The organism is Micromonospora sp. M61, from assembly GCF_018070245.1.
GTDB lineage: Bacteria > Actinomycetota > Actinomycetes > Mycobacteriales > Micromonosporaceae > Micromonospora > Micromonospora zamorensis.
In genome coordinates, this window is record NZ_JAGPYA010000041.1 from 38,298 (window position 1) to 63,539 (window position 25,242).

17 protein-coding genes and 1 rRNA gene are annotated in these 25,242 nt (G+C 70.9%); 9 read left to right on the top strand and 9 right to left on the bottom strand.

The features are described 5' to 3' along the window. Positions 1-27: 27 nt before the first annotated feature. Positions 28-789, top strand: a complete 762-nt coding sequence (locus tag KBX34_RS22425; protein WP_210926742.1) for a M23 family metallopeptidase — start codon at positions 28-30, stop codon at positions 787-789. 29 nt (positions 790-818) lie between these two features. Continuing rightward, complete coding sequence (locus KBX34_RS22430; protein ID WP_210791412.1) at positions 819-1,889, top strand: PHP domain-containing protein; 1,071 nt, start codon at positions 819-821, stop codon at positions 1,887-1,889. A gap of 100 nt (positions 1,890-1,989) precedes the next feature. Here KBX34_RS22430 and KBX34_RS22435 read toward each other — a convergent pair whose 3' ends face one another. Beyond that, positions 1,990-2,970 (bottom strand): DMT family transporter, encoded by a 981-nt coding sequence (locus KBX34_RS22435; protein WP_210791414.1) that lies wholly within the window; start codon positions 2,968-2,970, stop codon positions 1,990-1,992. A 130-nt stretch (positions 2,971-3,100) separates the two neighbouring features. Here KBX34_RS22435 and KBX34_RS22440 point away from each other — a divergent pair, with 130 nt between their 5' ends. After that, entirely contained in the window at positions 3,101-4,771 is a 1,671-nt protein-coding gene (locus KBX34_RS22440; RefSeq protein WP_210791416.1) for a DUF885 domain-containing protein, read from the top strand. Positions 4,772-4,845: 74 nt separating this feature from the next. On the opposite strand, the gene KBX34_RS22445 is transcribed toward KBX34_RS22440, so the two are convergent. Together KBX34_RS22445 and KBX34_RS22450 are read right to left on the bottom strand one after the other, a co-directional pair. After that, positions 4,846-6,417: a DUF6114 domain-containing protein gene (locus tag KBX34_RS22445; RefSeq protein WP_210791419.1), complete on the bottom strand. Its 1,572-nt coding sequence runs from the start codon at positions 6,415-6,417 to the stop codon at positions 4,846-4,848. Between the two features lie 77 nt (positions 6,418-6,494). Further along, on the bottom strand, positions 6,495-7,109 hold the full coding sequence (locus KBX34_RS22450) for a DUF6230 family protein (protein ID WP_210791421.1): 615 nt from the start codon (positions 7,107-7,109) through the stop codon (positions 6,495-6,497). A gap of 398 nt (positions 7,110-7,507) precedes the next feature. Here KBX34_RS22450 and KBX34_RS22455 point away from each other — a divergent pair, with 398 nt between their 5' ends. Further along, positions 7,508-8,272 carry a class I SAM-dependent methyltransferase gene (locus KBX34_RS22455; protein WP_099849252.1) on the top strand — a complete coding sequence of 255 codons (765 nt, stop codon included), beginning with the start codon at positions 7,508-7,510 and terminating at the stop codon, positions 8,270-8,272. Between the two features lie 52 nt (positions 8,273-8,324). Here KBX34_RS22455 and KBX34_RS22460 read toward each other — a convergent pair whose 3' ends face one another. Then, the gene (locus KBX34_RS22460; protein ID WP_210926744.1) at positions 8,325-9,530 is read right to left on the bottom strand and encodes a DUF3068 domain-containing protein; all 1,206 of its coding nucleotides are present in this window, start codon (positions 9,528-9,530) and stop codon (positions 8,325-8,327) included. Positions 9,531-9,642: 112 nt separating this feature from the next. Here KBX34_RS22460 and KBX34_RS22465 point away from each other — a divergent pair, with 112 nt between their 5' ends. Together KBX34_RS22465 and KBX34_RS22470 are read left to right on the top strand one after the other, a co-directional pair. Beyond that, positions 9,643-10,908 carry an acyltransferase gene (locus KBX34_RS22465; protein ID WP_210926745.1) on the top strand — a complete coding sequence of 422 codons (1,266 nt, stop codon included), beginning with the start codon at positions 9,643-9,645 and terminating at the stop codon, positions 10,906-10,908. 116 nt (positions 10,909-11,024) lie between these two features. Next, the gene (locus KBX34_RS22470; protein ID WP_210926756.1) at positions 11,025-12,203 is read left to right on the top strand and encodes a glycosyltransferase family 4 protein; all 1,179 of its coding nucleotides are present in this window, start codon (positions 11,025-11,027) and stop codon (positions 12,201-12,203) included. Here KBX34_RS22470 and KBX34_RS22475 read toward each other — a convergent pair. The 3 genes from KBX34_RS22475 to KBX34_RS22485 are packed head-to-tail and all read right to left on the bottom strand — an operon-like array spanning position 12,188 to position 16,005. Next, positions 12,188-12,382: a hypothetical protein gene (locus KBX34_RS22475; RefSeq protein WP_030328187.1), complete on the bottom strand. Its 195-nt coding sequence runs from the start codon at positions 12,380-12,382 to the stop codon at positions 12,188-12,190. The two genes, KBX34_RS22470 and KBX34_RS22475, sit on opposite strands and share 16 nt — an antisense overlap. Before the next feature lie 35 nt (positions 12,383-12,417). Continuing rightward, complete coding sequence (locus KBX34_RS22480) at positions 12,418-14,127, bottom strand: hypothetical protein (protein ID WP_210926747.1); 1,710 nt, start codon at positions 14,125-14,127, stop codon at positions 12,418-12,420. Beyond that, on the bottom strand, positions 14,128-16,005 hold the full coding sequence (locus KBX34_RS22485) for a hypothetical protein (protein WP_374223714.1): 1,878 nt from the start codon (positions 16,003-16,005) through the stop codon (positions 14,128-14,130). Between the two features lie 167 nt (positions 16,006-16,172). Here KBX34_RS22485 and KBX34_RS22490 point away from each other — a divergent pair, with 167 nt between their 5' ends. Both KBX34_RS22490 and KBX34_RS22495 read left to right on the top strand, forming a co-directional pair. Next, positions 16,173-20,498 carry an alpha-(1->3)-arabinofuranosyltransferase gene (locus tag KBX34_RS22490; RefSeq protein WP_210926748.1) on the top strand — a complete coding sequence of 1,442 codons (4,326 nt, stop codon included), beginning with the start codon at positions 16,173-16,175 and terminating at the stop codon, positions 20,496-20,498. Further along, a complete protein-coding gene (locus KBX34_RS22495) occupies positions 20,495-21,736 on the top strand; it encodes a polysaccharide biosynthesis protein (protein WP_210926750.1) in 1,242 nt (413 codons plus the stop codon). Before KBX34_RS22490 ends, KBX34_RS22495 begins: the two co-directional genes overlap by 4 nt. Here KBX34_RS22495 and nudC read toward each other — a convergent pair. Beyond that, on the bottom strand, positions 21,733-22,650 hold the full coding sequence (gene nudC / locus KBX34_RS22500; protein WP_307871472.1) for an NAD(+) diphosphatase: 918 nt from the start codon (positions 22,648-22,650) through the stop codon (positions 21,733-21,735). The two genes, KBX34_RS22495 and nudC, sit on opposite strands and share 4 nt — an antisense overlap. Before the next feature lie 182 nt (positions 22,651-22,832). On the opposite strand from nudC, the gene KBX34_RS22505 reads away from it, so the two are divergent. Beyond that, positions 22,833-24,653, top strand: coding sequence for a VanW family protein (locus KBX34_RS22505; protein WP_088950634.1), 1,821 nt, complete (start codon positions 22,833-22,835; stop codon positions 24,651-24,653). 468 nt (positions 24,654-25,121) lie between these two features. On the opposite strand, the gene rrf is transcribed toward KBX34_RS22505, so the two are convergent. Further along, positions 25,122-25,238, bottom strand: a 5S ribosomal RNA gene (rrf, locus tag KBX34_RS22510). Positions 25,239-25,242 lie beyond the last annotated feature (4 nt).

The window sequence follows — 25,242 nt, forward strand, 5'->3', positions numbered from 1 at the left end:
CGGTACCGGCTCTGCCAGGATGACCGGATGCCGTCGCCGACGATCGGCCGCCGCGCGCGTCCGGCGTACCCGATCCTGCTGCTGCTCGTCCCGGTGCTGGCCGCCGGCTGCGCGACGACCCGGCCGGGGGTGCCGGCCGACGGCGCCGCGCCCACGCCGCCGGCGGTCTGGGCGACCGCCGAGCAGCCGGCGGCACCGTCGCCGTCGGCTGCCACCCCGACCCCGGCCTCGACACCGTCGTCCGCCGGGCCGTCGGCGACGGCACCGCGCGCCGGGCTGCGGCATGTCTTCCCGGTACGCGCCGACAACGTCGACTACCACCCGACGCACGGGGCATATCCGGCCACGGATCTCTTCGCCGACTGTGGTGAACCGTTCGTCGCGGTGACCGACGGGACGGTGCTGGAGGTGAGTCGGGTCGACCGGTACTCGAAGCGGGGGCCGCAGGGCCCGGAGAACGGTGGCCTGTCGGTCTCCCTGCTCGGCGACGACGGGGTGCGCTACTACGGCTCGCACCTGAGTGCCGTGTCCGGCGGGGTCGACGCCGGGGTGCGGGTCCGCGCCGGGCAGCAGCTCGGCAAGGTGGGGCGCACCGGCAACGCCAACAACGTGTGCCACGTGCACTTCGGCATCTCGCCGCCGTGTGCGGGCAAGGACGGTTGGTGGATTCGGCGCGGGGTGCTCTGGCCGGCCCGCTACCTGGATTCCTGGCGACGCGGCGGCAATCGGGAACCGGCCACCGAGGTCACCGCGTGGCAGCGCAAACACGGCTGTCCGAAGGCTCCCTGACCGGCGCGGCACCGACTAGGTTCGGTGGGATGAAGGCCCGGGACCCCATCGCCGACCTGCGCCGGATCGCGTTCCTGTTGGAGCGTGCGAACGAGGCCACCTATCGGGTCCGGGCGTTCCGGTCGGCGGCGAAGGCGCTGGCCGGCCTGCCTGCCACCGAGGTGGCCGACCGGGCCGGCAACGGCACGCTCACCGAGCTGGCCGGGGTTGGTGACGTCACCGCCCGCTGTGTGGCGGAGTCGCTGGCCGGTGAGGAGCCGGTCTACCTGCGGCGGTTGGTGGCGACCGAGGGCAGCGACCTGGATGCCGAGGCGACGGCGCTACGCGCCGCTTTGCGGGGCGACTGCCACACCCATTCGGACTGGTCCGACGGCGGCTCGCCGATCGAGGAGATGGCGCTGGCCGCTGTGGAGCTGGGCCACGAGTACCTGGTGCTGACCGACCACTCGCCACGACTGACGGTGGCCCGTGGCCTGACCGCGGCCCGGCTGCGCCGGCAACTCGACCACGTCGCGCAGGTCAACGCGGCGCTGCCCGAGGGTTTCCGGATCCTCACCGGGATCGAGGTGGACATCCTCGCGGACGGCTCACTCGACCAGGACGACGAGTTGCTGGCCCGGCTGGACGTGGTGGTCGGGTCGGTGCACAGCAACCTCAAGGACGAGCGGTCGAAGATGACCCGCCGCATGCTGACCGCGATCGCCAACCCGCACCTGGACATCATCGGCCATGTCACCGGCCGGATGGTGTCGTCCCGCCCGGCAGGAGTGACCGGCCCTGGCGACCGGGGTCACCGGGCCCGGACCCGGGCGGAGAGCGATTTCGACGCGGACGCGGTCTTCGCCGCCTGCGCCGAGCACGACACCGCCGTCGAGATCAACTCTCGGCCGGAGCGCCAGGATCCACCGAAGCGGCTGATCCGCCGCGCGCTGGAGGCGGGCTGCCGGTTCGCCATCAACACCGACGCCCACGCGCCCGGCCAGCTCGACTGGCAACGGTTCGGCTGCGAACGGGCCGCCCTCTGCGGCGTCCCCGCCGACCGGGTGGTCAACACCTGGTCCGCCGAGCAACTCGTGGACTGGACCCACAACCACGCCTGACCTGGACGCCCCGCCCGACCCCTTCCGCGGACCGGCCGGCGGTGGCCGGCCCTCCAGGGACCAACCCCTTCCAGCCGCCGCCCCGGCGGCACGGCGGGCCTCAGTGGCGGACCGGCTCGGCGGCGGGCGCTGCGGGCGCACCGACCCCGACCACCGGCCGGGGCTGTCGGCGACCGAACACGCCCTGCGAGACCGCGACCCCGAGCAGTACGATCAACGCGCCGACCGGTTGGTGCCAGTTGAGGCGTTCGTCGAGCGCCACGGCGCCGATCAGCACCGCGAAGATCGGGATCAGGTACGTGACGGTGGAGGCGGTGCTCGCGCCAGCCACCCGGATGTTGCGCATGTTGATCACGAAAGCGAGCCCGGTGCCGAGCGCGCCGAGGGTCAACACGCTGGCCACCACTCCCGCCGACAGCTCGGTGGGCAGCGGCGGCATGCCGGCGACGAACGGGGTGACGATGGCCAGTTGCCCGGCGGCGAGCAGCAGCTGCGCGGCGGACAGCGACAGGCCGGAGTGCGCGCTGCCGGCGACGAACCGCTTCTGGTACGGGATGGCGACGCCATAGCAGGCGGCCGCGCCGAAGCACATCAGCTGGCCGGTGAAGTGGGCCCCGCCGATGCCCTCCCAGACCCCGAGCACCACCAGCACACCGAGGAAGCCCAGCCCGAGCCCGACCGCACGGCGCACGGTCAGCCGCTCGGTGCGGAAGACCAGGACCGCCAACGGCAGCACGATCAGTGGCGTGGTGGCGTTCCAGATGCCGGCCAGCATCGACTCGACCCGCTGCTCGCCGTAGCCGAAAAGGGTGAACGGCACTGCCACACCGAACGCGGCGACGACGCTCAGGTGTGCCCAGACGCGAGGCTCTCGGGGCAGCCGGTCGCGCAGCATGGCGAGGACGACGAGCAGGGTCAACGCGCCGGCGACGACCCGGTAGAGAGTGAGCTGGACCGGGTGCAGCTCGCCCACCCCGACCTTGATGAAGAGAAAGCTGGAGCCCCAGATCGCGGCGAGGGCGACGAAGCCTGGCAACCAGGAACGGATTGGCGCTTTGTCAGGAGTGGTATCGGCGTTCACCCCTGACACTCTGCCGTAGCGCTCCGACAAAGTCGCACGCCTTTTCGGACGTCACACGCTGCCGGAACCTGTTGCTGAACACGACAAACGTCATCGACACGGGGGCGGGGTGGTCACGTAGTGTCGCAGCGTGGGACGAATCGATGAACTAGCCAACCGATACGTGGCCGAGTGGGCGCCCTTGAGCCCCACCGGCGCGACCTTCGTCGGCATCGCCGGCCATGACGACCAACTCGACGACCTCTCGCCCGAGGGTTACCGGGCGCGTGCGGACCTCACCCGCCGGACTCTCGCCGACCTGGAGGTGACCGAGCCGGCAACCGAGTTGGAGCGGACCGCCAAGGAGGCCATGCAGGAGAGGCTCGGTCTGGACCTGGCCCGGTACGACGCCGGCGAGGTGACCAGCGAGGTCAGCGTCATCGCCAGCGGGCTGCACGAGATTCGCATGGTCTTCGACCTGATGCCGACCGCGACGGCCGACGAGCAGGCCAACGTCGCGGCCCGGCTCAACGGCTTCGCCGGCGCGCTGGAGGGCTACAAGACCACGCTGCGCGAGGCACTCGCCGCCGGTCAGGTCAGCTCGAAGGTGCAGCTGGTCGAGGTGGCCAAGCAGTGCGACATCTGGGTCGACCCGACCGGGGACAACTTCTTCCACGGGCTGGTCGAGCGGCTGGACGCGGAGGGCTCGCTCGGCGCGGAGCTGCGTAGGGGTGCGGCGGCGGCGACCGCGGCGACCGCCGAGTTCGGCCAGTTCCTGCGTACCGAGATGGCCCCGCACGGGCGGGACAAGCAGGCCGCTGGCCGGGAACGCTACGAGTTGGCCTCGCAGTACTTCCTCGGCGCCAAGGTCGACCTGGACGAGACGTACGCCTGGGGTTTCGCGGAGCTGGCCCGCCTGGAGGCGGAGATGCGGGTCGTCGCCGGGCGCATCGCCGGGTCCGGCGCCACCGTCGACGAGGCCGTGGCCCGGTTGGACGCCGACCCGGCCCGGACCATCCAGGGCAAGGAGGCGTTCCGGGACTGGATGCAGGAGCTCGCCGACAAGGCGATCACCGAGCTGAACGGCACCCACTTCGACATCCCGGAGCAGGTCCGCCGCATCGAGTGCTGCCTCGCCCCGACCAGCGACGGCGCCATCTACTACACCGGCCCGAGTGAGGACTTCTCCCGCCCGGGCCGGATGTGGTGGGCGGTGCCGCAGGGCATCAGCGACTTCTCCACCTGGCGGGAGGTGACCACCGTCTTCCACGAGGGCGTGCCGGGTCACCACCTCCAGGTGGCACAGACCGCCGTCCGGGCCGACCTGCTCAACCGCTGGCAGCGGCTGCTCTGCTGGGTCTCCGGGCACGGCGAGGGCTGGGCGCTCTATTCCGAGCGGCTGATGGACGAGCTGGGCTACCTGGAGGATCCGGGCGACAAGCTGGGCATGCTCGACGGTCAGGCGATGCGCGCGGCGCGGGTGATCGTGGACATCGGCATGCACCTGGAGCTGGAGATCCCGAAGGACAACCCGTTCGGCTTCCACCCGGGTGAGCGGTGGACGCCCGAGTTGGGCTGGGAGTTCATGCGGGCGCACTGCCGGGTGCCGGACGAGAACCTGCGCTTCGAGCTGAACCGCTACCTGGGTTGGCCGGGGCAGGCCCCGTCGTACAAGGTCGGTGAGCGGATCTGGCTCCAGGCCCGCGAGGACGCCAAGGCCCGCAAGGGCGCGGATTTCGACCTTCGCGAGTTCCACCGGCAGGCGTTGGACCTGGGCGCGCTGGGCCTCGACCCGCTGCGCCGGGCGCTGGCCCGGCTCTGAGCCGCTGACGGTTCCGGGTGCTGGCGGTGCGAACGAGCCGCCAGCACCCGGAGCCATCGGGGCGGATGTGTCGTTCAGCCGAGGGCGAGCGCCAACGACGGCCGGGCGGTCAGCGTGTCACTGGTGACGTACGCCAGGTCCATGACCGGGTCGGTGAACGTGATCGAGATCGGCAGGGTGACCGGGATCCCGTCCGGCAACGGCAGGTCCGGCGTCAGGGTGAGCTTGATGCCGAGCAGCTTGCCGACGAACCGGGTGGAGTAGAAGGCCACGTTACCGCGGACGGTCAGCCGGTCGGTCTTGTACCGCTGGGTGCGCCCGTCGGGGCCGTCGGCGACCAGCAGGAAGTCGTCGGTCACCGCCTCCCGCATGCTGAACTTCAGCACCTTGAGGCTGCCCTTCTCGGTCTGCAGCTCGGTGGTCCCGTCGAACCGCAGCCCGGTCATGGTGACCTTGGAGCCGGTGAGCTTGGACGGCGTCTGGCCCACCATTGGCAGATTGGGGTCGGCGGCGATGCGGGGCAGCGGTTTACCCGGCTCCGCTTTCTCTGGCTTGTCTGGTGTCGTGGCCCCGGGCTTGCCCGACCCGCCCGGTTTCGGTGACGGGCAGGCCGTGGAGCCGGGACGGGCCGTCGGCGTGGCTGTCGGCTTCGCCGACGCGCTGGCGGTCGGGGTAGCCGACGGCGTCGCGGCCTTCTCGCCGCGGCCACCGGTGAACAGGTCCCCGATGCCGTCCAGGATGTCGGTGATGATGTTGCCGTCCCGCTCCGGGCTGGCGCTCGGTGTCGGGGTCGGCGTCCCGGTGGGAGTGGTGGGGCTGGGCGACGGCGTGACGGAGCGGGACGGGCTCGGGCAGGCGGTCGCGGCGGGTCGGGTCGGTGCGGCCTGCACCGCTCTGGGCTGGGTGGCCAGGCCGGCCGCAGCGAGGCCCAGCACCAGCAGCGCAACTCCGAACACCCGCGGATCAGCGGAACGTCCCGGCCACTCGGGGGGTGCGCCCACGTCGGTCGCGCCGCCCGCCGGGCGATCCACCGGCTCGTCGGCCGCGTCGACCTGCTCGACTCCGATCCGCTCCGTGTCGAGCCGCTCGACTCCGCTCTGCTCGGCGTGGCCCTGACGCGCGTCCGCCTGACCCGCGTCCGCCTGATCCGCGCCAGGCTGATCCGCCACCGCCTGGCCCGCATCGACCTGGTCGGCGAGGGGCAGGTCCGTGTCGGACAGGTCGGTGTCGGACAGTTCGGCGGCGGCTGGCGCGGGTCGGATCGGGGTCCAGGCGAACGCGAGCGCGCTGCCGACGATGCCGAGCAGCAGACCGACGAAGAAGCCGCCGAGGTTGAGCCCGATCAGCGAGTAGACCGTTGTGACCGCCGCGACGACCGAGTAGAACAGCCGCTGCGCCGGGCTCAACCAGAGCAGCAGGGCGCAGGTCACCAGGATGACCGGGATCAGGAGCGAGAGCAGACCGGTGGCTCCGCTGTGGAAGCTCAGGCCGTTGATCGTCATCCGGGTGGAGGCGAACATCGCCACCCCGGCCAGGGCGATGAAGAGGCCACCCCAGAACGGTCGGCTCCGCTGCCAGCGGCGGAAGGTCTGCCACGCCTGGGCCGTGCCGCCGGGCCGGGTGTGGGACGCGTTGGCGGTTGTCACGTACTCCTCCTGGCGGAGCGGGGACGGGGACGTGGACGTGGCCTGCGGTGGTCGGCCACCGCGGGCCCCGGCTCACCTCAGAAGCACTCCTTGCCCTTGGCCTTGTCGCCCACGTTGACCTTCAACCGGAGTCCGACCAGGTTGAAGGTGGCCGCCGTGGTGTACCGGGACACCTGCTGCAGGTTCGTGATGGTGACGTGGTCGGAGTTCTGGCCGAACGAACCCTTCTGCGCCGTCGCGTTCAGGTCGGTCGCGTCCCGGCCAATCTTGATGTTGGTGAACGTCGCGTTGCCGTCGAGCGAGTCCATGGCGATCAGCAGGTCCTTGGCCCGGGCAGGCTCCTTGCCCTCACCGGCGTTGATGGTGAGAACCACCGGCAGGCCAGGCAGGTCAGAGCGGATGGACTGGCAGAGGTTGTAGAGCTCTGCGCTGCTGATCTCGGCGACGGCGATCGGGTGGGTCCTGCCGTCCTCACCCTTCTCGCGCACGACGCCGCCGTACTGCTTGAAGCCGTCGCCCTCAAGGCGGGCCGCGCCGATCTTGAACGTCTGCCCGGACACGGTGACGTCGGACGCGATGGCGCCGGTCGACATGCCGAACAGGATGGCGCCGACGGCGGCGGTGGCGGGGACCGCCATGGCGACGAACCGCCGCCACCGGGTACGACCCTGATCCTCAAACCGAGCCTGCACGGGTTCCTCCTCAGGTGGCCGGTCCCGCACTGGCGGCCCGCACCGGGCCCGTCATGTGTTACCGGCGGGTAACGATCGAGCCTGATCGTGCACCCGTTGCGGCGCGGCTCACAACCCCCTGGCCATCCGGCGGCAACACGAGGGCGACTCAACAGCAGGCCGCCGTCACGAATCGTGAGTTTTCGGTGTGGACAGAAACCTCGACAGGCGACAAAGACGGCATAGCCATGCCCTCCAACAACAGAGAGTGGCAGAGCATTGATGGATTACAATTAGGTAACGGATGTAAAGCACGCAATCGCGGAGAGCCGTTCGGCTCATCCCTCTCGTCCGAACATCCAGGCGATCCCGGAAACAGCGGGACCCCACCGGATGGCCGGAGGTCCTAGGGTTTCGACGTGCAACTGAACGACGTGCGACGCGACTGGACCAAGCTCGGAGCTGAAGATCCGCTCTGGGCCGTACTCGTTGAGCCCGGCAAACGCGGCGGACGGTGGGACGTGGAGGAGTTTCTGGCCACGGGCCGCACCGACGTCGAGGGGACGTCCGGCCAACTTCGCCAACTCGGCCTGCCCACCCGCTGGGAGCGGGTGCTCGACTTCGGCTGCGGCGTCGGGCGACTGTCTCAGGCACTCGCCCCACACGCGGACGAGGTCGTCGGTGTGGACATAGCTCCGACCATGCTGGAGGCCGCCCGGCGACTCAACCGGAGCGCCGAGAACATCCGGTTCGTCCTCAACGACGCACCGGACCTGAGCCAGTTTCCCGACGGCCACTTCGACCTGGTCTACAGCGCCCTGGTGTTGCAACACCTGCCGCGCCCCGCCATCGATCACTATCTGGCCGAGTTCCTGCGCGTGTTGCGGCCAGGCGGCATCGCTGTCCTGGGGCTGCCAACCGAGCCGGGGCGTACGGCCAGGGGCATCGTCTGGCATCTGGCGCCGTCCCGCCTGATCAGCTGGGCACAGTGCCACCTGCTCAATTATCCGGCGCCTATGAAAATGACTGTCGTACCACACGCCGACATGGTGCGGCTCATGGCCGCACATGGCGGGGACATCGTCGGGCAGTGGCGCGATCTGCTGTACAGCGAAGACTGGGTCTGCATGCGGTACGCGGTACGCCGCGCAGGGCATCCGAGGCAGGAGCCGCTCCACGACTGAGGGGTGGTCCGCATCGCGGCCCACCCCTCGGTCGTGCTTCCTGTCGTACCCGTTAGCGCTGCTCCACCTCGCCGTGCGCCGGGCGCTGGGCCGGCACCGTCGGGTCCTCGGACTTCCAGTTCGTCGACGCCGGCGGGATCTCGTCGGTCAGTGGACCGCCTGCGGGCTCGGTCCTGGGCTGCTCGGCGGTCTCCTCGTCGCGCACCGGTTCCTGGTCCACCCGGGTCTGAGTCGGGTCGGCACCGGGTGCCACAGCCGGGTCGGCGCGGTGCCGGGCGGCACCGTCGTTGGTCCGCGTCACCAGCCATACGCCGACGACCAGGGCGATCAGACCAAGGACACCGGCGGCGATCGGGCCCCAGAAACTGATCAGGCCGATCTTGAAGCGGTTGTCCTTGACCGTCTCGACACTGCGGCTGACCGTGTCGTCGTTGTAGTTGAAGTCCGCGTCGAGCAGCACCGTGGCGGTGCCGGTGTCTGGGCGCAGCTCCTTGTTCTGCTGTTCCCGGACGTTCACGTAGGAACCCGTCACCGGGTCGATCCAGAGCGTACGGGTGTTGCTGTAGACGATCTGGCCGCTGGTGGCGCCGGGGGCAAACCGGCCCAGAAGCGGCTTGAGGCTCGCCTCCGGGGTGTTCAGCACCTCGTTCTCGATCCGCTGCTCGAAGCGGTATGCCTCGATGCCCTTGATCTTTTCCGTGCCGATGAACTTCGCCGGGACGGCCCGCTTCAGGTCACGGTCGAAAACCTGGTAGTCCCGCTTGCCGGCGCCGAACGGGAACTTGTAGATCTGGCCGGAGTAATTCACGTTACCGACCGGAGTCTGCTCCGCGCCGCTCTCGTTGAGCCACTGCTCCTTCCACGGGGCGGCCGCACCGGAGATCCGGTAGAGGGCCAACTCGGTGCTGTACTGGCTGACCACGTCCGGGGTGTCGGCACGCCTGACCGTCTGGTAGACGTCCCAGATCACCGCGTCGCCCTTGAGTTCCTTGGGTAGCCGGTCCCTCGTGTCGTCCGGCTGAGGGATGACCTCGACGCTGGAGACGAGGTCACCTTGCAGGACCTCGATGCTCACCGACTCGCCGACGCGAGTGAGCTTCAGGAACTTGGCGTTCTTTGCCTCCGCGACGGACGTCGTTGGTTCAAGATCATAAGGGAGCTTGGTCACGGAGGGGGCCACATAGAACGGCAGCCCAGCCGCGAAGACCAGCAACAAAACACCGAGCCCGAATAGCGCGGCGCCCACGCGAAGCTTCACTCATCCTCCTGTAACCTGCCGCCCTACGACCTGTTGTCCGGGGCACCCGATCCTTAACATGGCGGGAGGTTACTCCCCGGTCACCTTCGAAAGCGACCCCCTGGATGTCCAGATGTCCACAGCCGCCGCGCCAATAGTTCCGCAGACTTCGGCAACCGATCGACTCCCCGCCCTCGATGCGCTGCGAGCAATTGGCGCCGTGGCGGTCGTCGGTCACCACGTCGGGTTCCAGACCGCCGCCACCATGAACACCACGTGGGGCGGCTGGCTGGCCCGGCTCGACGTCGGCGTTGCCATCTTCTTCGTGCTCTCCGGATTCCTGCTGTTCCGACCGTGGGCCCTGAACGCCGCGACGGGACAGGCCCGACCGCGCGCCGGGCGGTACCTCTGGCGACGGGCCCTACGAATCCTGCCGGCCTACTGGCTGGCCGTGCTGGTCTGCCTGTTCGTCCTGCCGCAGAATCGGCCGGCGTCCGCCGGCGACTGGATTCGCCACCTCACCTTCACCCAGATCTACGGGCCTGGCCAGTTGCGCTCCGGGCTCACCCAGACCTGGAGTCTCGCCACCGAAGTCGCGTTTTACCTGATCCTGCCGCTGGTCGCCGTGCTCGCTGTTGGTCGGTCATGGCGTCCCGTCCGAACCGTCGTGATCGTCTGCGGGGGTTTGTTGGTGACCGCGGGATGGCTCGCCCTGATGGGGATCGGCTGGCTCGACAACGGCCTGCACACCACGTGGCTCCCCTCGTACGCGGCCTGGTTCGGCGCAGGGATGGCCATGGCCGCGGCGCACGTCGCCCTGCGCACCGGGACCGCGCCCGCCGTATTCCGCGTACTGGACGACCTCGCCTCCGCACCGATTGCCTGCTGGGCAGCGGCGGTCGGGCTGATGGCGATCGCGACGACGCCCATCGCCGGACCCCGCGACCTCGCCGGTCCGACAGCCGCCGAGTTCGCGGTCAAGCTGGCCCTGTACCTCGCGATCGCGTCGCTGATCCTGATCCCGGTGGCCTTCGGCGGGCCAACGCGGGTGAAGGAGGCCTTCGGTGCCCAGTCCGCCCGATGGCTCGGCACCGTCTCGTACGGACTGTTCCTGTGGCACCCGCTGGTCATCGAACTCATCTACCTGATCGACGACCGACCGCTCTTCACCGGCGGGCTGTTCAACATCTTCGTACTCACCATGGTCTTCGGCCTGGTGTACGCCGCCGTCAGCTACTACGGCGTCGAGCGGCCCCTGCAGGTCCTCGGATCGCAGCGTCGGAACCGACTGGCCGGGCGCGGGCAGGCATCCGATAAGCCCGCCGTCGATGTGGCCGCACCGGCCCGCACGGCGCCGACAGTCCCGGCGGGTACGCCGACGCCCACGGTCGGCGCGTAGCGCAGCCGATCAGCGCTGCCCCACCTGGGCATTGCCGGGCCGGCACCCCAGCCCCTAGTGTGACGCGCGTCCCTAAATTACTTGAGAGTAGGGTTCGCGTGGAGCGTCGCTTCGGCATGCCCGGACACGTGCTGTTCCTCAACTGGCGAGACACCCGTAACCCCGAGGGCGGCGGTTCCGAGGTGTACGTGGAACGGATCGCCGCCGAGTTGGTGGCGCGCGGTTTCCGCGCCACCCTCTTCTGCGCCGCCCACAGCGAGGCACCCGGCGACGAGATCAACGAGGCGGGCGTCCGGCTGGTGCGGCGCGGCGGCAGACACACCGTCTACCTCTGGGCGGCGCTCAGCTACCTGGTCGGCGCGCTGGGCGTGGGCCCGCTGTCAAGCCGTCGGGGCGGCCGGCCCGACATCCTGGTCGACGTCTGCAACGGATTGCCGTTCCTCTCCCCGCTGTGGGCACGGCGACCGGTGGTCAAGCTGATCCACCACGTGCATCGCGAGCAGTGGCCGGTGGTCCTTCCGCAGTGGGCCGCCCGGTTCGGCTGGTGGGTCGAGTCGTCGCTCGCCGTACGCGTCTACCGGCGGTGCCGGTACGTCACCGTCTCCGAGGCCACCCGCCGAGAGTTGGCCGTGCTGGGCGTACCGCCGGAGCAGGTCGCCGTGGTGCACAACGGCACGCCGGCGCTGCCCCGCACCGACGCTGAGCGGGCGCCGTTCCCGCTTCTGGTGACGCTGAATCGGCTGGTGCCACACAAGCGGGTCGAGGTGGCGTTGCGGGCGGTCGCGGCCCTCGCCGACGAGCTGCCCCAGCTGCGGCTGGTCGTCGCCGGCCAGGGCTGGTGGGAGTCGCACCTGCGCGAGCTTGCCGCGGAGCTGGACATCACCGAGCGGGTGGATTTCCAGGGCTTCGTGACGGAGGAGGAGAAAGCGGCTCTGCTCGCCTCCGCCTGGGTTGCCCTGACCCCGTCACTGAAGGAGGGCTGGGGTCTGACGATTGTCGAGGCGGGTTCCGCGGGCACGCCAACGGTCGCGTTCCGGGAAGCGGGTGGAGTCGCCGAAGCTGTCGTCGACGGGCGCACCGGCCTGCTGGCCGACGACATCGACGATTACCTGGCAAAGGTACGCACGCTTCTGCACGAGGACGAAATGCGGCGTGAGATGGGGGCGCAGGCCCGGAAGCACGCGGCGAGCTTCACCTGGCAGGCCGCGGGTGGGCACTTCGCGGACCTGCTCAACGGTGTGGAGTCGCCCCGCCCAGTGCAGCAGCGGGGCGAGCCGTCCTACCTGTCGCCGTAGACCTCGGGGGCGTACGGGTCCTTCTTTCCGGCACGCTTGGCCGCTTCCGAAACACTCTTGGCCTCGTTGGCCGCCTCTTTGTCGGTGGCGGTCGCGGCGGCCGAGAGCCCGCCGAGGGCCAGGATCCCCAGCAACGCCGCCACCATGCCGGAGACGACCAGGGTCAGAGCTCTACGCATGCCAATCCTCCAATGGCGAGACGTGCGAGCGGACGTTACCACGCGGTAGGGCGCCGGTGTAGTGCCGAAATGGCAGCAGCCATAACCACCAGAAGGGCAGCGACGAGCGCCATCACGACTGCCCACGCGCCATGTCCAGGGGGGTCCGATTCGGGATGAACAGCGGGATTTCGGTAGAGAGTGAGAAACGGTCCCTCGTGGACGGTTTCGAGATCACGAAGGGTCGCCGGGTCGACCTCGCTGGGCCCTTGGTGGTGCACCACCACCCAGCGCACGCCGGTGGCCGAGACGGGCCGCCCCTCGGCCAACACCCGGCGCACCTCGCGGATCCGTGGATTCTCCCCGGCCACCGCGACATCGCCGACCCGGAGCGTGTCGTCGGTCAGCACCGTCCCCGGCAGATAGCGCGGCAACGGATCCAGGACGACACGTCCCGGGTTCCACGGGAAGGCCCGGTAGGCGGACAGCGGCAGCGCGAGGATCTCCCCCGGCTCGCCGGCCACCCGCTCGGCGACCGCCTGCCAGTCCGCCGGATAGCTCACTGGACGAAGCCGGCCGGCACCGCCGTAGGCGAGGTCCGGCATGACGGCCACCGGCAGGAGCAGCAGGCCGACCAGAACCACCCCCGCCACCTCCCGGTCGATCCTGGCCACCAGCCGCTCGGCGCCCAACGCGGCACACACCACCAGCAGCAGGGCGTACGGGGCCAGGAACTTCTGGCCGTCTCGAAGCAGCCCCGCGCCCGGCAGGTGCACCACCGCCCAACGCAGCGCGGCGGCTCCGCCGGGGAGCACCCCGAGGGCAGCGAGGAGGAAGGCGATCCCGGCGAGCACCGCCAGCCGCACCGCCGTACCCGGGGACAGCCGGCGCCGCAGCAGGCCGGCACCGACACCGGCCAGGATCAGCAGGATCAGCGTCGCCAGCGGCACCAGCGGTGCCGCGCGACTGGAGGGAGTCGCCTGTGCGCTCCAGACGCCACCCGTACCCGCGAGCGCCACCAGCGGACCGGCCCAGTTCTCCGAACGGGCCGCGAACGCCGCCACCCCCGCCGGATCGGATGACCCGCCAGCGCCGGTGACCAGGGCCGCGGTCACCCAGGGGGCGTTGAGTAACGCGACGCCGCCCACCACGAACGCCGACCGGCGAAGGCGCGTCCGGTCCGACACCAGCAGGATCACCGTGCCCAACGCGATCAACCCGCCGGTCGGGGTGATCGCGGCGGGAGCGGCGGCGAGAACCACCCGAGCGAGCGCGCCATCACGACCCGCCCGCAGGTCCAGCGCCGCCCGGACCAACCAGGGCAGCGCGGCGTACGCGAGCAGCAGCCCCCACTGTCCGACCAGCAGCCGCTCGGCAAGGTAGGGCGTCCACGCGTACGCCACCGCGGCGAGCAACCGGACCGCGAGCCGTTCGGTCGGCACCAGACGGCCGGCGCCGACCGCGGCCAGGAGAACCGCCCCACCGAGCGCCACCCGCTGCACCGCCCAGCCCGGCACGAGCTGGGTCACCAGGGACATCACTGCGTCCATCGGCACCGCCCGGGGCAGAGTCTGCGCCGGGGCGACGAGATCCCAACTCAGCGGCTGCCGGGGTACGAACACCATGTCGTACAGCAGCGCGTAGCCGGGTGCCGCAAGCGGGGCCAGCACCAGCACCGTGATGGCCGCCGCAACGGCGTACAGCGGCAGCGTGTCGCGCACCCACCGCACCGGCGGGGCGCCGACGCCGGTGGTCTGCTCAACCATTCACGGTGCCGGCACCGCGCGGCCGACGGTGATCAGTTGGGTGCACACCCTGACCTCCGAGGTGCTCACGGTGACCTCGACGGCGTCCCCAGCCCCCTCCAGCAGGAAGAACACGTCGTTCAGCCCGCGCTTCAGGGTGATTACCCGGACGGCGTCCCCGAGACGGAAGATTGCCGTCGAGTCGCCCGAACTGACGTAGCCGAAATGGACCGCGTACGGCCACTCCTCCAGGTACCCGTCCAACGGGATTCGGGCGGGCCGACCACCCTCCGCCAGGTGCCCGCAGCCGGGCACCGTCCCCGGCACGATCTTCCGCCCCTGCACCACGACCGGACGGATCCGGCCGAAGTCGTCGAACATGAACGGTTTCTCGGCCTCCGCCACGAAGGTGGGCCGACGCTCGGCCGGGCGGAAGAAGTGCGACTGGAGATTGTCCGGCCAGAAGTAGCCGGCGATGACGCGGTCCGGGACGGTGGTTTCCAGGAAGACGGTGCCCGGCGCAGCGGCGGCAAGCTCGATCTGCGTCGTCGCGAGGTAGTCCCGTCCGTACTTGGTGCTCCAGTTGTCCCCGAAACGGGCCGTGCTCCACAGAGTGCCCACCCCGATGGTGGCCAGGACGACAATTATCGAGACCAGGCCGACCGCGAAGGCACCCGGCTCCCGCAGAACGGTCGGCACCGGCCACGCGGACACGTCGTCCTCATCGGCGTCCTTCGTCCCCAACAGGGCCGCGCCGACACAGATCGCGGCGACCAGCACCACGTCGGCGACGTACCGGGGGATGATTCCCACCAACGTGCCGAGCGGCCCACCGAGGCGGGTCACGGCGAAGAGCGCGGCGACCAGCCCGAGGTAGCACGCGAGCAGCAGCCAGGCCCGCCGGGCCGACGGGCGCCGCCGCGCGGTGACCACGATGAGAGCCCCCAGCACCGCCCAGGACAGCCACTTGGCGATGTCGTACGGGTTCACGGCCGGAGGACCGTCACCGGCGTACGCCCAACGCCAGGGGCCTCCGAGCAGACCCGGAACGACGGTTTCGCCGACCAGGTCACCGAGGAATTTGAGGACCTGACCGACGGATGTGGGTTCGTCCAGCTCGCGGGCGGGACGGGTCAGATAGAACGCCAGGTACGCCCCCGACAGCGCACCGAGCGCCAGCCACGCCGGCCAGTGTCGGCGGACCGTCGTCACCAGGCTGCGCCAGGCGCCACCCGACGTGAAGAGAAAGACGGTCAGCAGGAACAGCAGCGGCACGATCAGCAGGGACTTGGTGTCGAAGAGCAGGCCGAACACCACCCACAGGACGACCGCCACGAGGTGCCGCAGCCGACCGGTCCGCACATACCAGACCTGGGCCGTCGCCGCCATGACCAGGGCCAACTGCATCGGCAGCACGAGCAGCCCGACCAGCCACAGCGAGGAGACCTCAAGCGTCAGCGGGCTGAACACGAACAGGCACAGCGGGATGAGCAGCCCCCAGCCTGGCCGGAGCAGATGGCGCAGCAACCGGTAGACGGCGAACCCGGTCGCCGCCTGGCCGACCGCCAGCAGAAGCACCCAGGGCCAGGTGACAAAGCCCGCCACCCGCACCATCGCCCACGCCACGAGCAGGCCGCCGGGCATGAGGTGGTTGTTGAAGGTACGCAGGAGGTAGTCCGCGTCCAGCCGGGTGTCGAGAACCTGGGCAGCGATGACGAACTCGTCCTGCGAGAACCAGCCACGGGTGGCGAGGCCGGCGCGCCAGGCGACGGACACGACGATGAGGGCGAACGCTACCGCGCGGACACGGTCGGCACGGAACCATCGCCCGATCGGCCCCGGCCGGTCCCCCTCGGACGCGACGCCTTCCGGATGCGTCTCGACCTCAGCTTCTGGCATTGACATGGTCGGCAGCCTGCCACACGCTTACACGCCGTGGGGGTGGCCGTTCTCCCGATAACGCCACCGCAGCACCCCTGGTGGCCCGTCCGTGCCCGGTCCGGATAACGTCGCGCGACGGTCGTCGGTTGCAGGTGCGCGTCCGGCTGGCGAAGACAGGAGCCGAAATGCGTGCAGAGGTGACCAATGATGCCGCTCCGGGGTCCAGCCGTGCCCGGCACACGGCCCGACGGTTTCGGCACCTGACCATTTGCATCGCTCTCACCGCCCTCGCCTTTCAGCAGGCCCCTGGTCAGGTCGTCCCCGACACCAAGATTGACCTGAGCGTCAACGCGGCCGGGTGGCTGCTCCGCTCGCTGCACCTCTGGGACCCCACCGGCACGTTCGGTCAGCTGCAGAACCAGGCGTACGGATATCTCTGGCCGATGGGCCCGTTCTTCCTGCTCGGATCGGAACTCGGCCTCGCGCCGTGGGTGGTCCAGCGGCTGTGGTGGGCGCTGATCTTCTGTGTCGCCTACCTGGGAGTGGTAAGGCTGTCGGGCAGGCTGGGCATCGGCACGCCCGCCGGACGCATGATCGCCGGTGTCGCCTTCGCGCTGTCACCCCGCATCCTCACCCAGCTCGGCTGGGCCTCGGTGGAGTCCTGGCCCAGCGCCATCGCCCCCTGGGTGCTGATCCCGCTGGTGGGCCTCGCCCGCGGCACCCCCCTGCGGCGGGCCGTCGCGGGATCGGCCGTCGCCGTCGCATGCGCCGGTGGAGTCAACGCCACAGCCGTGGCCGCGGTGGTGCCACTCGCCCTGCTCTGGCTCGCCACCCTCCAGCCCTTACGCCGCCGCGTCACCGCCATCGCCGCCTGGTGTGGCGCGGTGGCGCTGGCCACGGCGTGGTGGTTGGTTCCGCTGCTGGTTCTGGGGCGGTACAGCCCGCCCTTCCTGGACTACATCGAGACCGCCCGGAACACGACCAGCGTCACCGACGCGGTGACGACGCTCCGCGGCGCCTCCTACTGGCTCGCCTACGTGGCCTCCCCGTTCGGGCCGAACCTTCCGGCCGGCGCACGACTCGCCAACGAGGCGCTACTGGTCGCCGCGACCCTGGTGGTCGCCGCCCTCGGTGTCCTCGGGCTGTCCCGACGCGGAATGCCGCACCGCCGGTTCCTCATCACCGGTCTGGTGCTGGGCGCCGCGCTCGTCGGTCTGGGGCACGTCGGTGACCTGCCGAACCTCCTCGCCGGCCCTCAGCGGGAGTTCCTCGACGGCGTCGGTGCCCCCCTGCGCAACGTGCACAAGTTCGACGTCCTGCTCCGCCTGCCCCTGGCCCTGGGCATGGCGCACCTGATCGGCCTGGCCGTCCGCGCGGCACGCACCGCGCCCGAGCAGCACCGCCCACGAACGGTCGCACGGGCCTGGCTCACGGCCGGCGTGGCCATGGTCGCCGTGACGGCTGTTGCCACACCCGCGCTCGCCGGCGGTCTCGCCACGCCAGGCGGCGTCAAGGCGGTGCCCGGCTACTGGCATGAGGCCACCGACTGGCTCGACGCGAACACCGGGCGCGGGCGGGTACTCGTCGTACCCGGGGCGCGCTTCCCCTCGTACGACTGGGGCAACACCACCGATGAGATGACCCAGCCGCTGCTGAACAGCCGGTGGGCGGTACGCAACGCCATCCCCTTCACCCCACCGACCACGATCCGGCTGCTGGACGCGATCGAGTCGACACTCGCCACCGGCGCCGGCTCGACCGGGCTGGCCGACCTGCTCGCCCGGTCCGGGATCAGCCACGTCCTGTTCCGCGCCGACCTTGACCACGGCCGCTCCGACACGGCCCGCCCGGCAGTGGTCCGCCAGGCACTGGATCGCTCACCCGGGTTGACCCGCGTCACCTCCTTCGGCCCCCTGCGCGGCGGGCCGTCGTCCCAGGACGAGTTCCGCGACCAAGGGCTCGACGTGCCCGTCCGGGCATTGGAGGTCTACCGGGTCGACCGGCCAGTCGAGCCGGTGGTCGCATACGACCGTGACGACGTGAGCACCGTGGTGGGAGGCCCCGAATCGCTCCTCGACCTCGCCGCGGCAGGGCAGCTCGGCGCGGCGCCAACGGTCCTGGCGGGCGACGCGGCGGCTGCCGGCGTTGCCGGCCCGGTCGCGATGACCGACGGGCTGCGCAGGCGGGACGTGTCGTTCGGCCGATCGCGCGACAACGCCTCCCAGACTCTCACCGCCGATGACACCTTCGAGGTGACGGCACCCGCTCACGACTACCTGCCCGAGTGGGGGGCGCAGCAGTTGACCGTCGCCCGTTTCGAGGGCATCAGCGCGATTCGCGCGTCGACCGCCCGTTCGCAGGTGGACTCCCCCGGCGGCGCCCGCCCTGAGCACCAGCCTTACGCGGCGATGGACGGCAAACCCGAAACCTCCTGGCAGTCCGCGCCGTACTCGCCCAGCGACCGCCAGTGGGTCGAGGTGGGCCTCGCCAACCCGACACGGGTCACCCGGGTCGAGGTTTGGTTCGACCTGAAGGCCGACACCCTGCCCACGACGGTGACCGTCACCGCCGGGTACGAGAGCCGCACCGTCGAACAGTTCAGCGATCACATGGTCTTCGAACTGCCCGGCGTCCATGTCACCCGCGCGGTTCAGATCTCGATCGACGACACTTACGACCTCCGCCCGCTCGGTAACGGGTCGGTGGGCATCGCCGAGATCAAGATTCCCGGCGTCCAGACGAGCCGGACCCTTGTCCTTCCCGCCGCACCGGCCACCGATCGGCCGGCGACCGTCGTCGTGTCGGCGGCGCCCACCACGCCGGCCTGCTTCTCCGTCGACGGCCACCCTCGCTGCTCCACCGACGCCGTACGCGGTTCTGAGGACGCCTCCACCATCGACCGGACCCTCACCCTGCCCGCCGCCGGCACGTACGACGCCAAGCTGTGGGCGCGGCCGACGGCCGGCCCGGATCTGGACAACGTCCTCGACAAGCTGGTGGCCGACGCACAGCCGCTGCGCCTCACCGCGCAGGTCACCGCCTCCTCAACGGCCGTTGCCGACCCGACCGGTCGGGCCGGCGCGGCGTTCGACGGGGACCCGACCACCAGTTGGTCACCGGCGGTCAGCGACGAGGCACCGATCCTTCGCCTCAAGTGGCTCAAGCCGCAGACCATCACCGGGCTCCGGTTCTCCGTAGACGACGAAACAGCCGCCACCCGCCTCGGAAGTGTGCGGGTGGTCGGCGACGGCGGTTTCCGGAGCAGCCTGCTCGGCGACGACGGGCTCCTTCGCCTGGACCCGCCGATGCGGACCGACGAAATCACCATTCAGTTCCTCGACAAGCCGTCCGCCACCAGCACGGACCCGTACAAGCTGCGGTTGCCGGAAAAGCTGCCCGTCGCGGTCGGCGAGGTGACCGTGCTGCCCGGAGCGCCGATCGTCAGATCGCGCCTCGACGCACCCGTGACGCTGGCCTGCGGGTCGGGTCCGACGCTGCAGATCGGCGCGTCCCGGGTGACCACCACGCTCCGCGGCACACTCCGTGACCTGCTCGAACTGCGCGACATGCCGGTGGCACCATGCGGGGCCACGCCCCGACAGCTTGACCTGGGCCGCGGGGAGCACCGCCTCGTGACCACACCGAGCAATCTCTCCTCGCCGACTCGGGTCGCCCTGGTGCCGCGGACGTCCACGCCGACCCCGGCGGCGGTCGCCAGCGCCATCGAGGTCGGCTCCTGGGCAGCCACCGAACGACGCGTACGGGTGACCAGCCACCCCGTCGACCGTGTACTCGCCGTGCGGGAGAACACCAACACGGGCTGGGAGGCGACCATCGGCGGGCGGACGCTGAAGCCGCTGGTGGTGGACGGATGGCAGCAGGGCTGGATTCTTCCCGCCGGCACCTCCGGGGAGGTGGTACTCCGCTTCGCCCCGGACACGACGTACCGAGCGGGCCTTCTGCTCGGCGGCATCCTGCTGGCGGTGGTGGTCCTCCTCGCGGTGCTGCCCGCCCGGCAGCCCACCGCGCGCACCCCGTCGACCGCCGTACCGCGAGGCCGTCGTCGGGTCACCCGATCCCTGCCGCTGCTGGCCGTCGGCGGCGCCGCGCTGGTGCTGTCGAGCGGACTCATCGGCGGCCTGTTGGTCGCGGCTGGGTTCATGCTGGCGGTACCCGGCCCTCGCCGCCTGCCCTGGACAGCCGACCCACGCCGGGCCAGGACGATCAGACGGGCCGTCGAGACGTGGCTCCCCGGCGCGCTCGTCCTGCTCGCCGGGTGGGCCTACCTCGAGTCGACGCAACGGAACACCAACGCCCTGCTGCAACTCGCGATCGTCGTCGCCCTGGGCGCTCTCTGGCTTTCCACCGCCGCCCGGCGACGGCCCGTACGCCGAGTCACGCCGAATCCGGCGGCCCCAGCCGTTCCGGCGCAAGCGGATCCGGCGGTCGCGGAGGCACCGATGCCGAACACGACCGACGGGCACCACCCCGCCCTGTCCGACATCACGTGAGCGCCCGGCGACCCGGCCGTCCGGAGGAGACCGCGGAGCCGGAGCCGACCGGCGGACGGGCCAACGGACTGGGCGCGGCGGGAGTCGGTGTCACCCTGGCCGGCGTCCTCGTCAACGGCCTGGCCTACCTGGTCCCGGTGCTGGCCGCCCGGCGGCTCGACCCGGCCGACCTCAGCGCACTCGCAACCGCCCTCGGCCTGGTGGCCATCGTCAGCGTGCCAGGGCTCGGTCTGCAACTGGCCGTCGCCGTGCACCACGCCCGGCACGGAACCTCCGAGACCCGGCGGCTCACCGCAGTCACGGCCGCCGTGTGCGCCGGGAGCCTCATCGTGGCGACGCCACTGCTGGTCGCCGCTCTTGACCTCCCGGTCGAGGTGCCCGCACTGCTGGCGGTCACCACCGCGGCGATCGTGCTCTCCGCCCGCTCCCTGGGGGAGTTGCAGGGCAGCCAGCGCTTCCTGCGACTCGCCGCGGGGATGGCCCTGCTCGCCGTGGGCCGCTACGGCGGCGTGATCGCCGGGCTGTTGCTCGGCGCGGGCCTGACCGGAGCGCTGGCAGTCGGCGCGCTGACCGCGGCGCTCGCCCCGGCGGTGCTGGCCCGACTCGCCCGCGCACCCGGACGACCGTCCACCGCACCACGGCTGACCACCGCTCAGGTGGTCGCCGGCTGCGGCGCGACCCTGGCGATGCTCGTCGTCTCCTACGCCGATCTGCTCCTGGCCCGGCAACTACTTCCCCCGTCGGGGTCCGCGGCGTACTCGGTCGGCACGGTCCTGAGCAAGGGCGCGCTCTGGGCACCCCAGGTTGCCGCCGTCCTCGCCCTGCCGCGTCTCGCCCGCGGTGATCGCCGCAGCCGCACGGTGGCGCTCACGGTGACGGGTACCTGCGGCCTGGTGCTGGTGCTCGCGTCGATCCTCGCCGGAGGGCTGGCCTTCCGCCTCGCCGGTGGACCCGTCTACGCCCACCTCGGCCGGTACGCACCGTTCTTCGCTGCGATCGGCGCGCTCTACGCGGTGGTGTTCGTGTTACTCAACGACCGCCTCGCAGCCGGTGTGCGGTGGGCCGCGGCACCGCTGTGGGTGGGCACGGCCGGCCTGGTGACCGTCGCGGCGACGATACGGCCACGCACCGTCGCCGATCTCCTCCTCGCGGCTCTGGGCACCGCCATCGTCACCACTCTGATCATGGCGGTGACCGCCCGTCGACCAACCGGAGCACCAGCGATCGGGCCGGGCTAGCTCTCCACGAGCCAGTCACTCAGAAGGCGGTGGTCGATGGCGTCCACCCGACCGAGGCTCCGGCCGGAGGCCATCCGGTCCCGCAGCTCAGCCCTGGTGAACCAACGCGCCTCCAGCAACTCCTCGCCGTCGACGCGTACCTCCTCGGACGTGGCGGTGGCCCGGAAGCCCACCATCAGGCCGGCGGGGAACGGCCACGCCTGCGACCCCTGGTAGGTCACGTCGGTGACGGTCACGCCCGCCTCCTCGGCCATCTCCCGACGGACCGCGTCCTCCAGGCTCTCGCCGACCTCGACGAACCCGGCCAGCGTCGAGTACGCGTCCTCCGGCGCACCCGCGTGCCTGGCCAGCAGGCACCGCCCCGGCGGGCCGGGCGCCTCGATCAACACGATGACCGCCGGTTCAATCCGGGGAAACAGGATCCGCCCGCACTCACCGCCGGTGCAGGTCCGCAGGTGCCCGGCGCCACCGGCCACGGCCGCCGCACCGCACGTCCCGCAGTACCGCTGCTGCCGGTGCCAGTGCAGCAACCCCCTGCCGTACGCCTGGACGGCCGCGTCGCCTGGTTTCAGGCGCCCGACCAGTGCCCGTACGTCGACGGACCGCGTCGCACCGGCCATCTCGACGGCGGCCCGCTCGGGAAGCCCGGAAAGGTCAGCGGCGAACACGGCCGCGTCCCCGTCGAGCCCCAGGAAGACGGTCTCACCAGCGGCGGACCGGACGAGCGACGCGCGCTCGGCGGTGAGCCGGACCGGCCCGTCCCCGTCGACGAGACAGCGGTCCCGCCACATGGGCAGCACCACCGTGGTCGACTCGGTGAGCAGCGCACTCATCCGGGCCGGATCGGTGCGCAACGGGCCCGCCCGGTCCAGCCAGCCGCCCCCGTACGCCAACACCCGTTCCGCTGTGTCCACCCGGCCACCGTGCCACGTCTGCGGTTCGCCACCGGCAGCGCCCCCGGGGCCAGCACGACACGCCGGGAGACACGCGGTAGCTGGGCCTGGTGGGCGTAGCCGCCAAGGACGGCCGCGCATTCGTTACCGTAGGTGCCTCCGGGAGGGGAAACTCCCGCGGCACCCTGGCGATCGAGGTTGCAGTGACGCTGTACGGCGAAAAGAGTCCACCCGCCGACGACCGGCCCACCGTGCAGGTCACCGCGGTCACCTGGCCGGACGACGGACCGGCCGCCGGGCCGGCGCCCGTCCCCGGCGAGCCGGAGGGCGGCCCGCGCCGCCCCGGCCGGATGCGGATGCTGCTCGCCGCCGGCGTCACCGGTGGTGTGTTCGCCGCTGTCGCGGGTGCCGGCGCCTGGGCGTACGCCGGGGACGTTCCCCGCGGCACCAGCGTGCTCGGCACCGAGCTGGGCGGCCGGAGCCGCGCGGACGCCGACCGGGAGTTGCGGGCGGAGCTGGAGCGGCGGGCCGCAGCGCTCGCCAAACCGCTGACGGTCACCGTCGACGGACGCACCGCCGAGATCAACCCGGCCGACGTGGGGCTCGCCGTCGACGTGCCGGCGACCGTCGCGGCAGCGGCCGAGGCCGACGCGCACCCGGTCAGCCGGCTGGTCGGCTCCCGCACTGTCGAGCCGGTGGTCACCGTCGACGCGGGCCGGCTGGACGACGCGCTCCGCAAGGTGCTCGGCGACCAGGCCCAGGGCATGACGATGCCGGCGATCAGCTACCAGGGCACCACGCCGAAGGTGGTGCAGCCCAAACCGGGGTTGGCCCTGGATCCGCAGCGGTCCGCCGAGGTGGTCCGCGCCGCCTGGCTGGCCGGAAACCCGGTCACCGTCCCCCTGGTGGAGAGCCACCCGGCGACCACGCCGGAGGAGCTGGACAAGCTGGTCACCGAGCTGGCGAAGCCGGCGGTCGCCGCGCCGGTCACCCTGCGCACCGACAAGGGGTCGGTGAAGGTCCCGCCCGCCGCCATCGCGAAGAGCCTGCGGTTCACCGCCGACAAGGCCGGCAAGCTGACGCCGTCGGTGGACGTCAAGCGGCTGCGCGCGGCGCTCGGCGATGACCTGAACGCCATCGAGGTGCCGGCGAAGGACGCCACAGTGACCATCGCGGGTGGCCGTCCCACCATCACCGAAGGGCGTTCCGGCCAGCAGCTGGACACGGCGACCCTGGGCACCGAACTGCTGGCGGTGCTGCCGAAGTCGGAGGGTCGTGAGGTAACCGGCGAGTTGAAGCCGACGCCACCGGAGCTGACCGCGGAGAAGCTGACCAGCCTGGGCATCAAGGAACGGGTGTCCACCTTCACCACCCGATTCACCGGTGGTCTGGCCTCGTCGCGTAGCCAGAACATCGCCACCATCGCCAAGGACGTGGACGGCACGGTCGTCCTACCCGGAAAGACGTTCTCCCTGAACGGCCACACCGGCGAACGCGGTTACGCACAGGGCTATCGGGACGCCCCGGTCATCCTGAACGGCAAACTGGTGCCGGGCGTCGGCGGCGGCACCTCACAGTTCACCACCACGCTGTTCAACGCGACCTACTACGCCGGGTTGGAGGACGTCGAGCACAAGCCGCACTCGTACTGGTTCGACAGATACCCGGCGGTCATCGAGTCGACGATCTTCTGGCCGGACCTGGACTTCAAGTTCCGCAACAACACCGAGCACGGCGTTCTGATCGACACCTCGTACACGTCGAGCACGATCACGGTGTCGATCTGGAGCACGAAGATCTACGACAGCGTGAAGACGGAGTATGGGCCGCGTCGCAACATCACCACGCCGAAGCTGATCCACTTGGAGCCCGGCCCCTCGTGCATCGCGACCAACGGCATCAACGGCTTCACCCAGGACGCCTTCCGGGTCATCAAGAAGGGTGGCGCGGTGGTCAAGCGGGAGAAGTTCACCTGGCGCTACGACGCGGAGCCCCGCTACGTCTGCGGGCCGAAGCCCTCCTGAGGTCTCACCCGCTCTGAGGTATCGCCGGGACTGACGTCTCACCCGCGCTGAGGGTCTCACCCGCTGAGGTCTCGCCCGCGCTGAGGTCTTACTCGCCGGCGTCACGGCCCTAGCCGTGGCGCCGGCCACCATGCGGCGGCATCGGTACCACCCGTGCGTCCTGCACCCGGATCTCGGCACGGAACCGGTGTGCGGCGGGATGCCACATCTCCTCGAACGGGCCCATGACCTCACCACCGATACCGCGCCGACGCACCCGGGAGCCAGCCCACCACAGGACCCTCAGGGTCGCTGCCACGCTGCGAGGCCGTTGATCGACTCGGGAACACCGAAACCGCGGTATCCGGGGCGGCCTGATACCCCGGTTTTACGAAAACCGAGTCGATCAACGTCCTCGAGACCACGCAAAACCATGGGGGAAACGCAGAAAGGGCCACCCGATAACGGGTGACCCTTTCTGGAAAGATTGTCCGGCGGCGTCCTACTCTCCCACACCCTCACGAGTGCAGTACCATCGGCGCTGGAGGGCTTAGCTTCCGGGTTCGGAATGTAACCGGGCGTTTCCCCTCCGCCATGACCGCCGTAACTC

Coding starts and splice junctions, on each gene's coding strand:
- KBX34_RS22425 (WP_210926742.1), top strand. CDS start 28: ATGCCGTCGCCGACGATCGGCCGCCGCGCGCGTCCGGCGTACCCGATC.
- KBX34_RS22430 (WP_210791412.1), top strand. CDS start 819: ATGAAGGCCCGGGACCCCATCGCCGACCTGCGCCGGATCGCGTTCCTG.
- KBX34_RS22465 (WP_210926745.1), top strand. CDS start 9,643: ATGTCCACAGCCGCCGCGCCAATAGTTCCGCAGACTTCGGCAACCGAT.
- KBX34_RS22470 (WP_210926756.1), top strand. CDS start 11,025: ATGCCCGGACACGTGCTGTTCCTCAACTGGCGAGACACCCGTAACCCC.
- KBX34_RS22475 (WP_030328187.1), bottom strand. CDS start 12,382: ATGCGTAGAGCTCTGACCCTGGTCGTCTCCGGCATGGTGGCGGCGTTG.
- KBX34_RS22480 (WP_210926747.1), bottom strand. CDS start 14,127: ATGGTTGAGCAGACCACCGGCGTCGGCGCCCCGCCGGTGCGGTGGGTG.
- KBX34_RS22485 (WP_374223714.1), bottom strand. CDS start 16,005: ATGCCAGAAGCTGAGGTCGAGACGCATCCGGAAGGCGTCGCGTCCGAG.
- KBX34_RS22490 (WP_210926748.1), top strand. CDS start 16,173: ATGCGTGCAGAGGTGACCAATGATGCCGCTCCGGGGTCCAGCCGTGCC.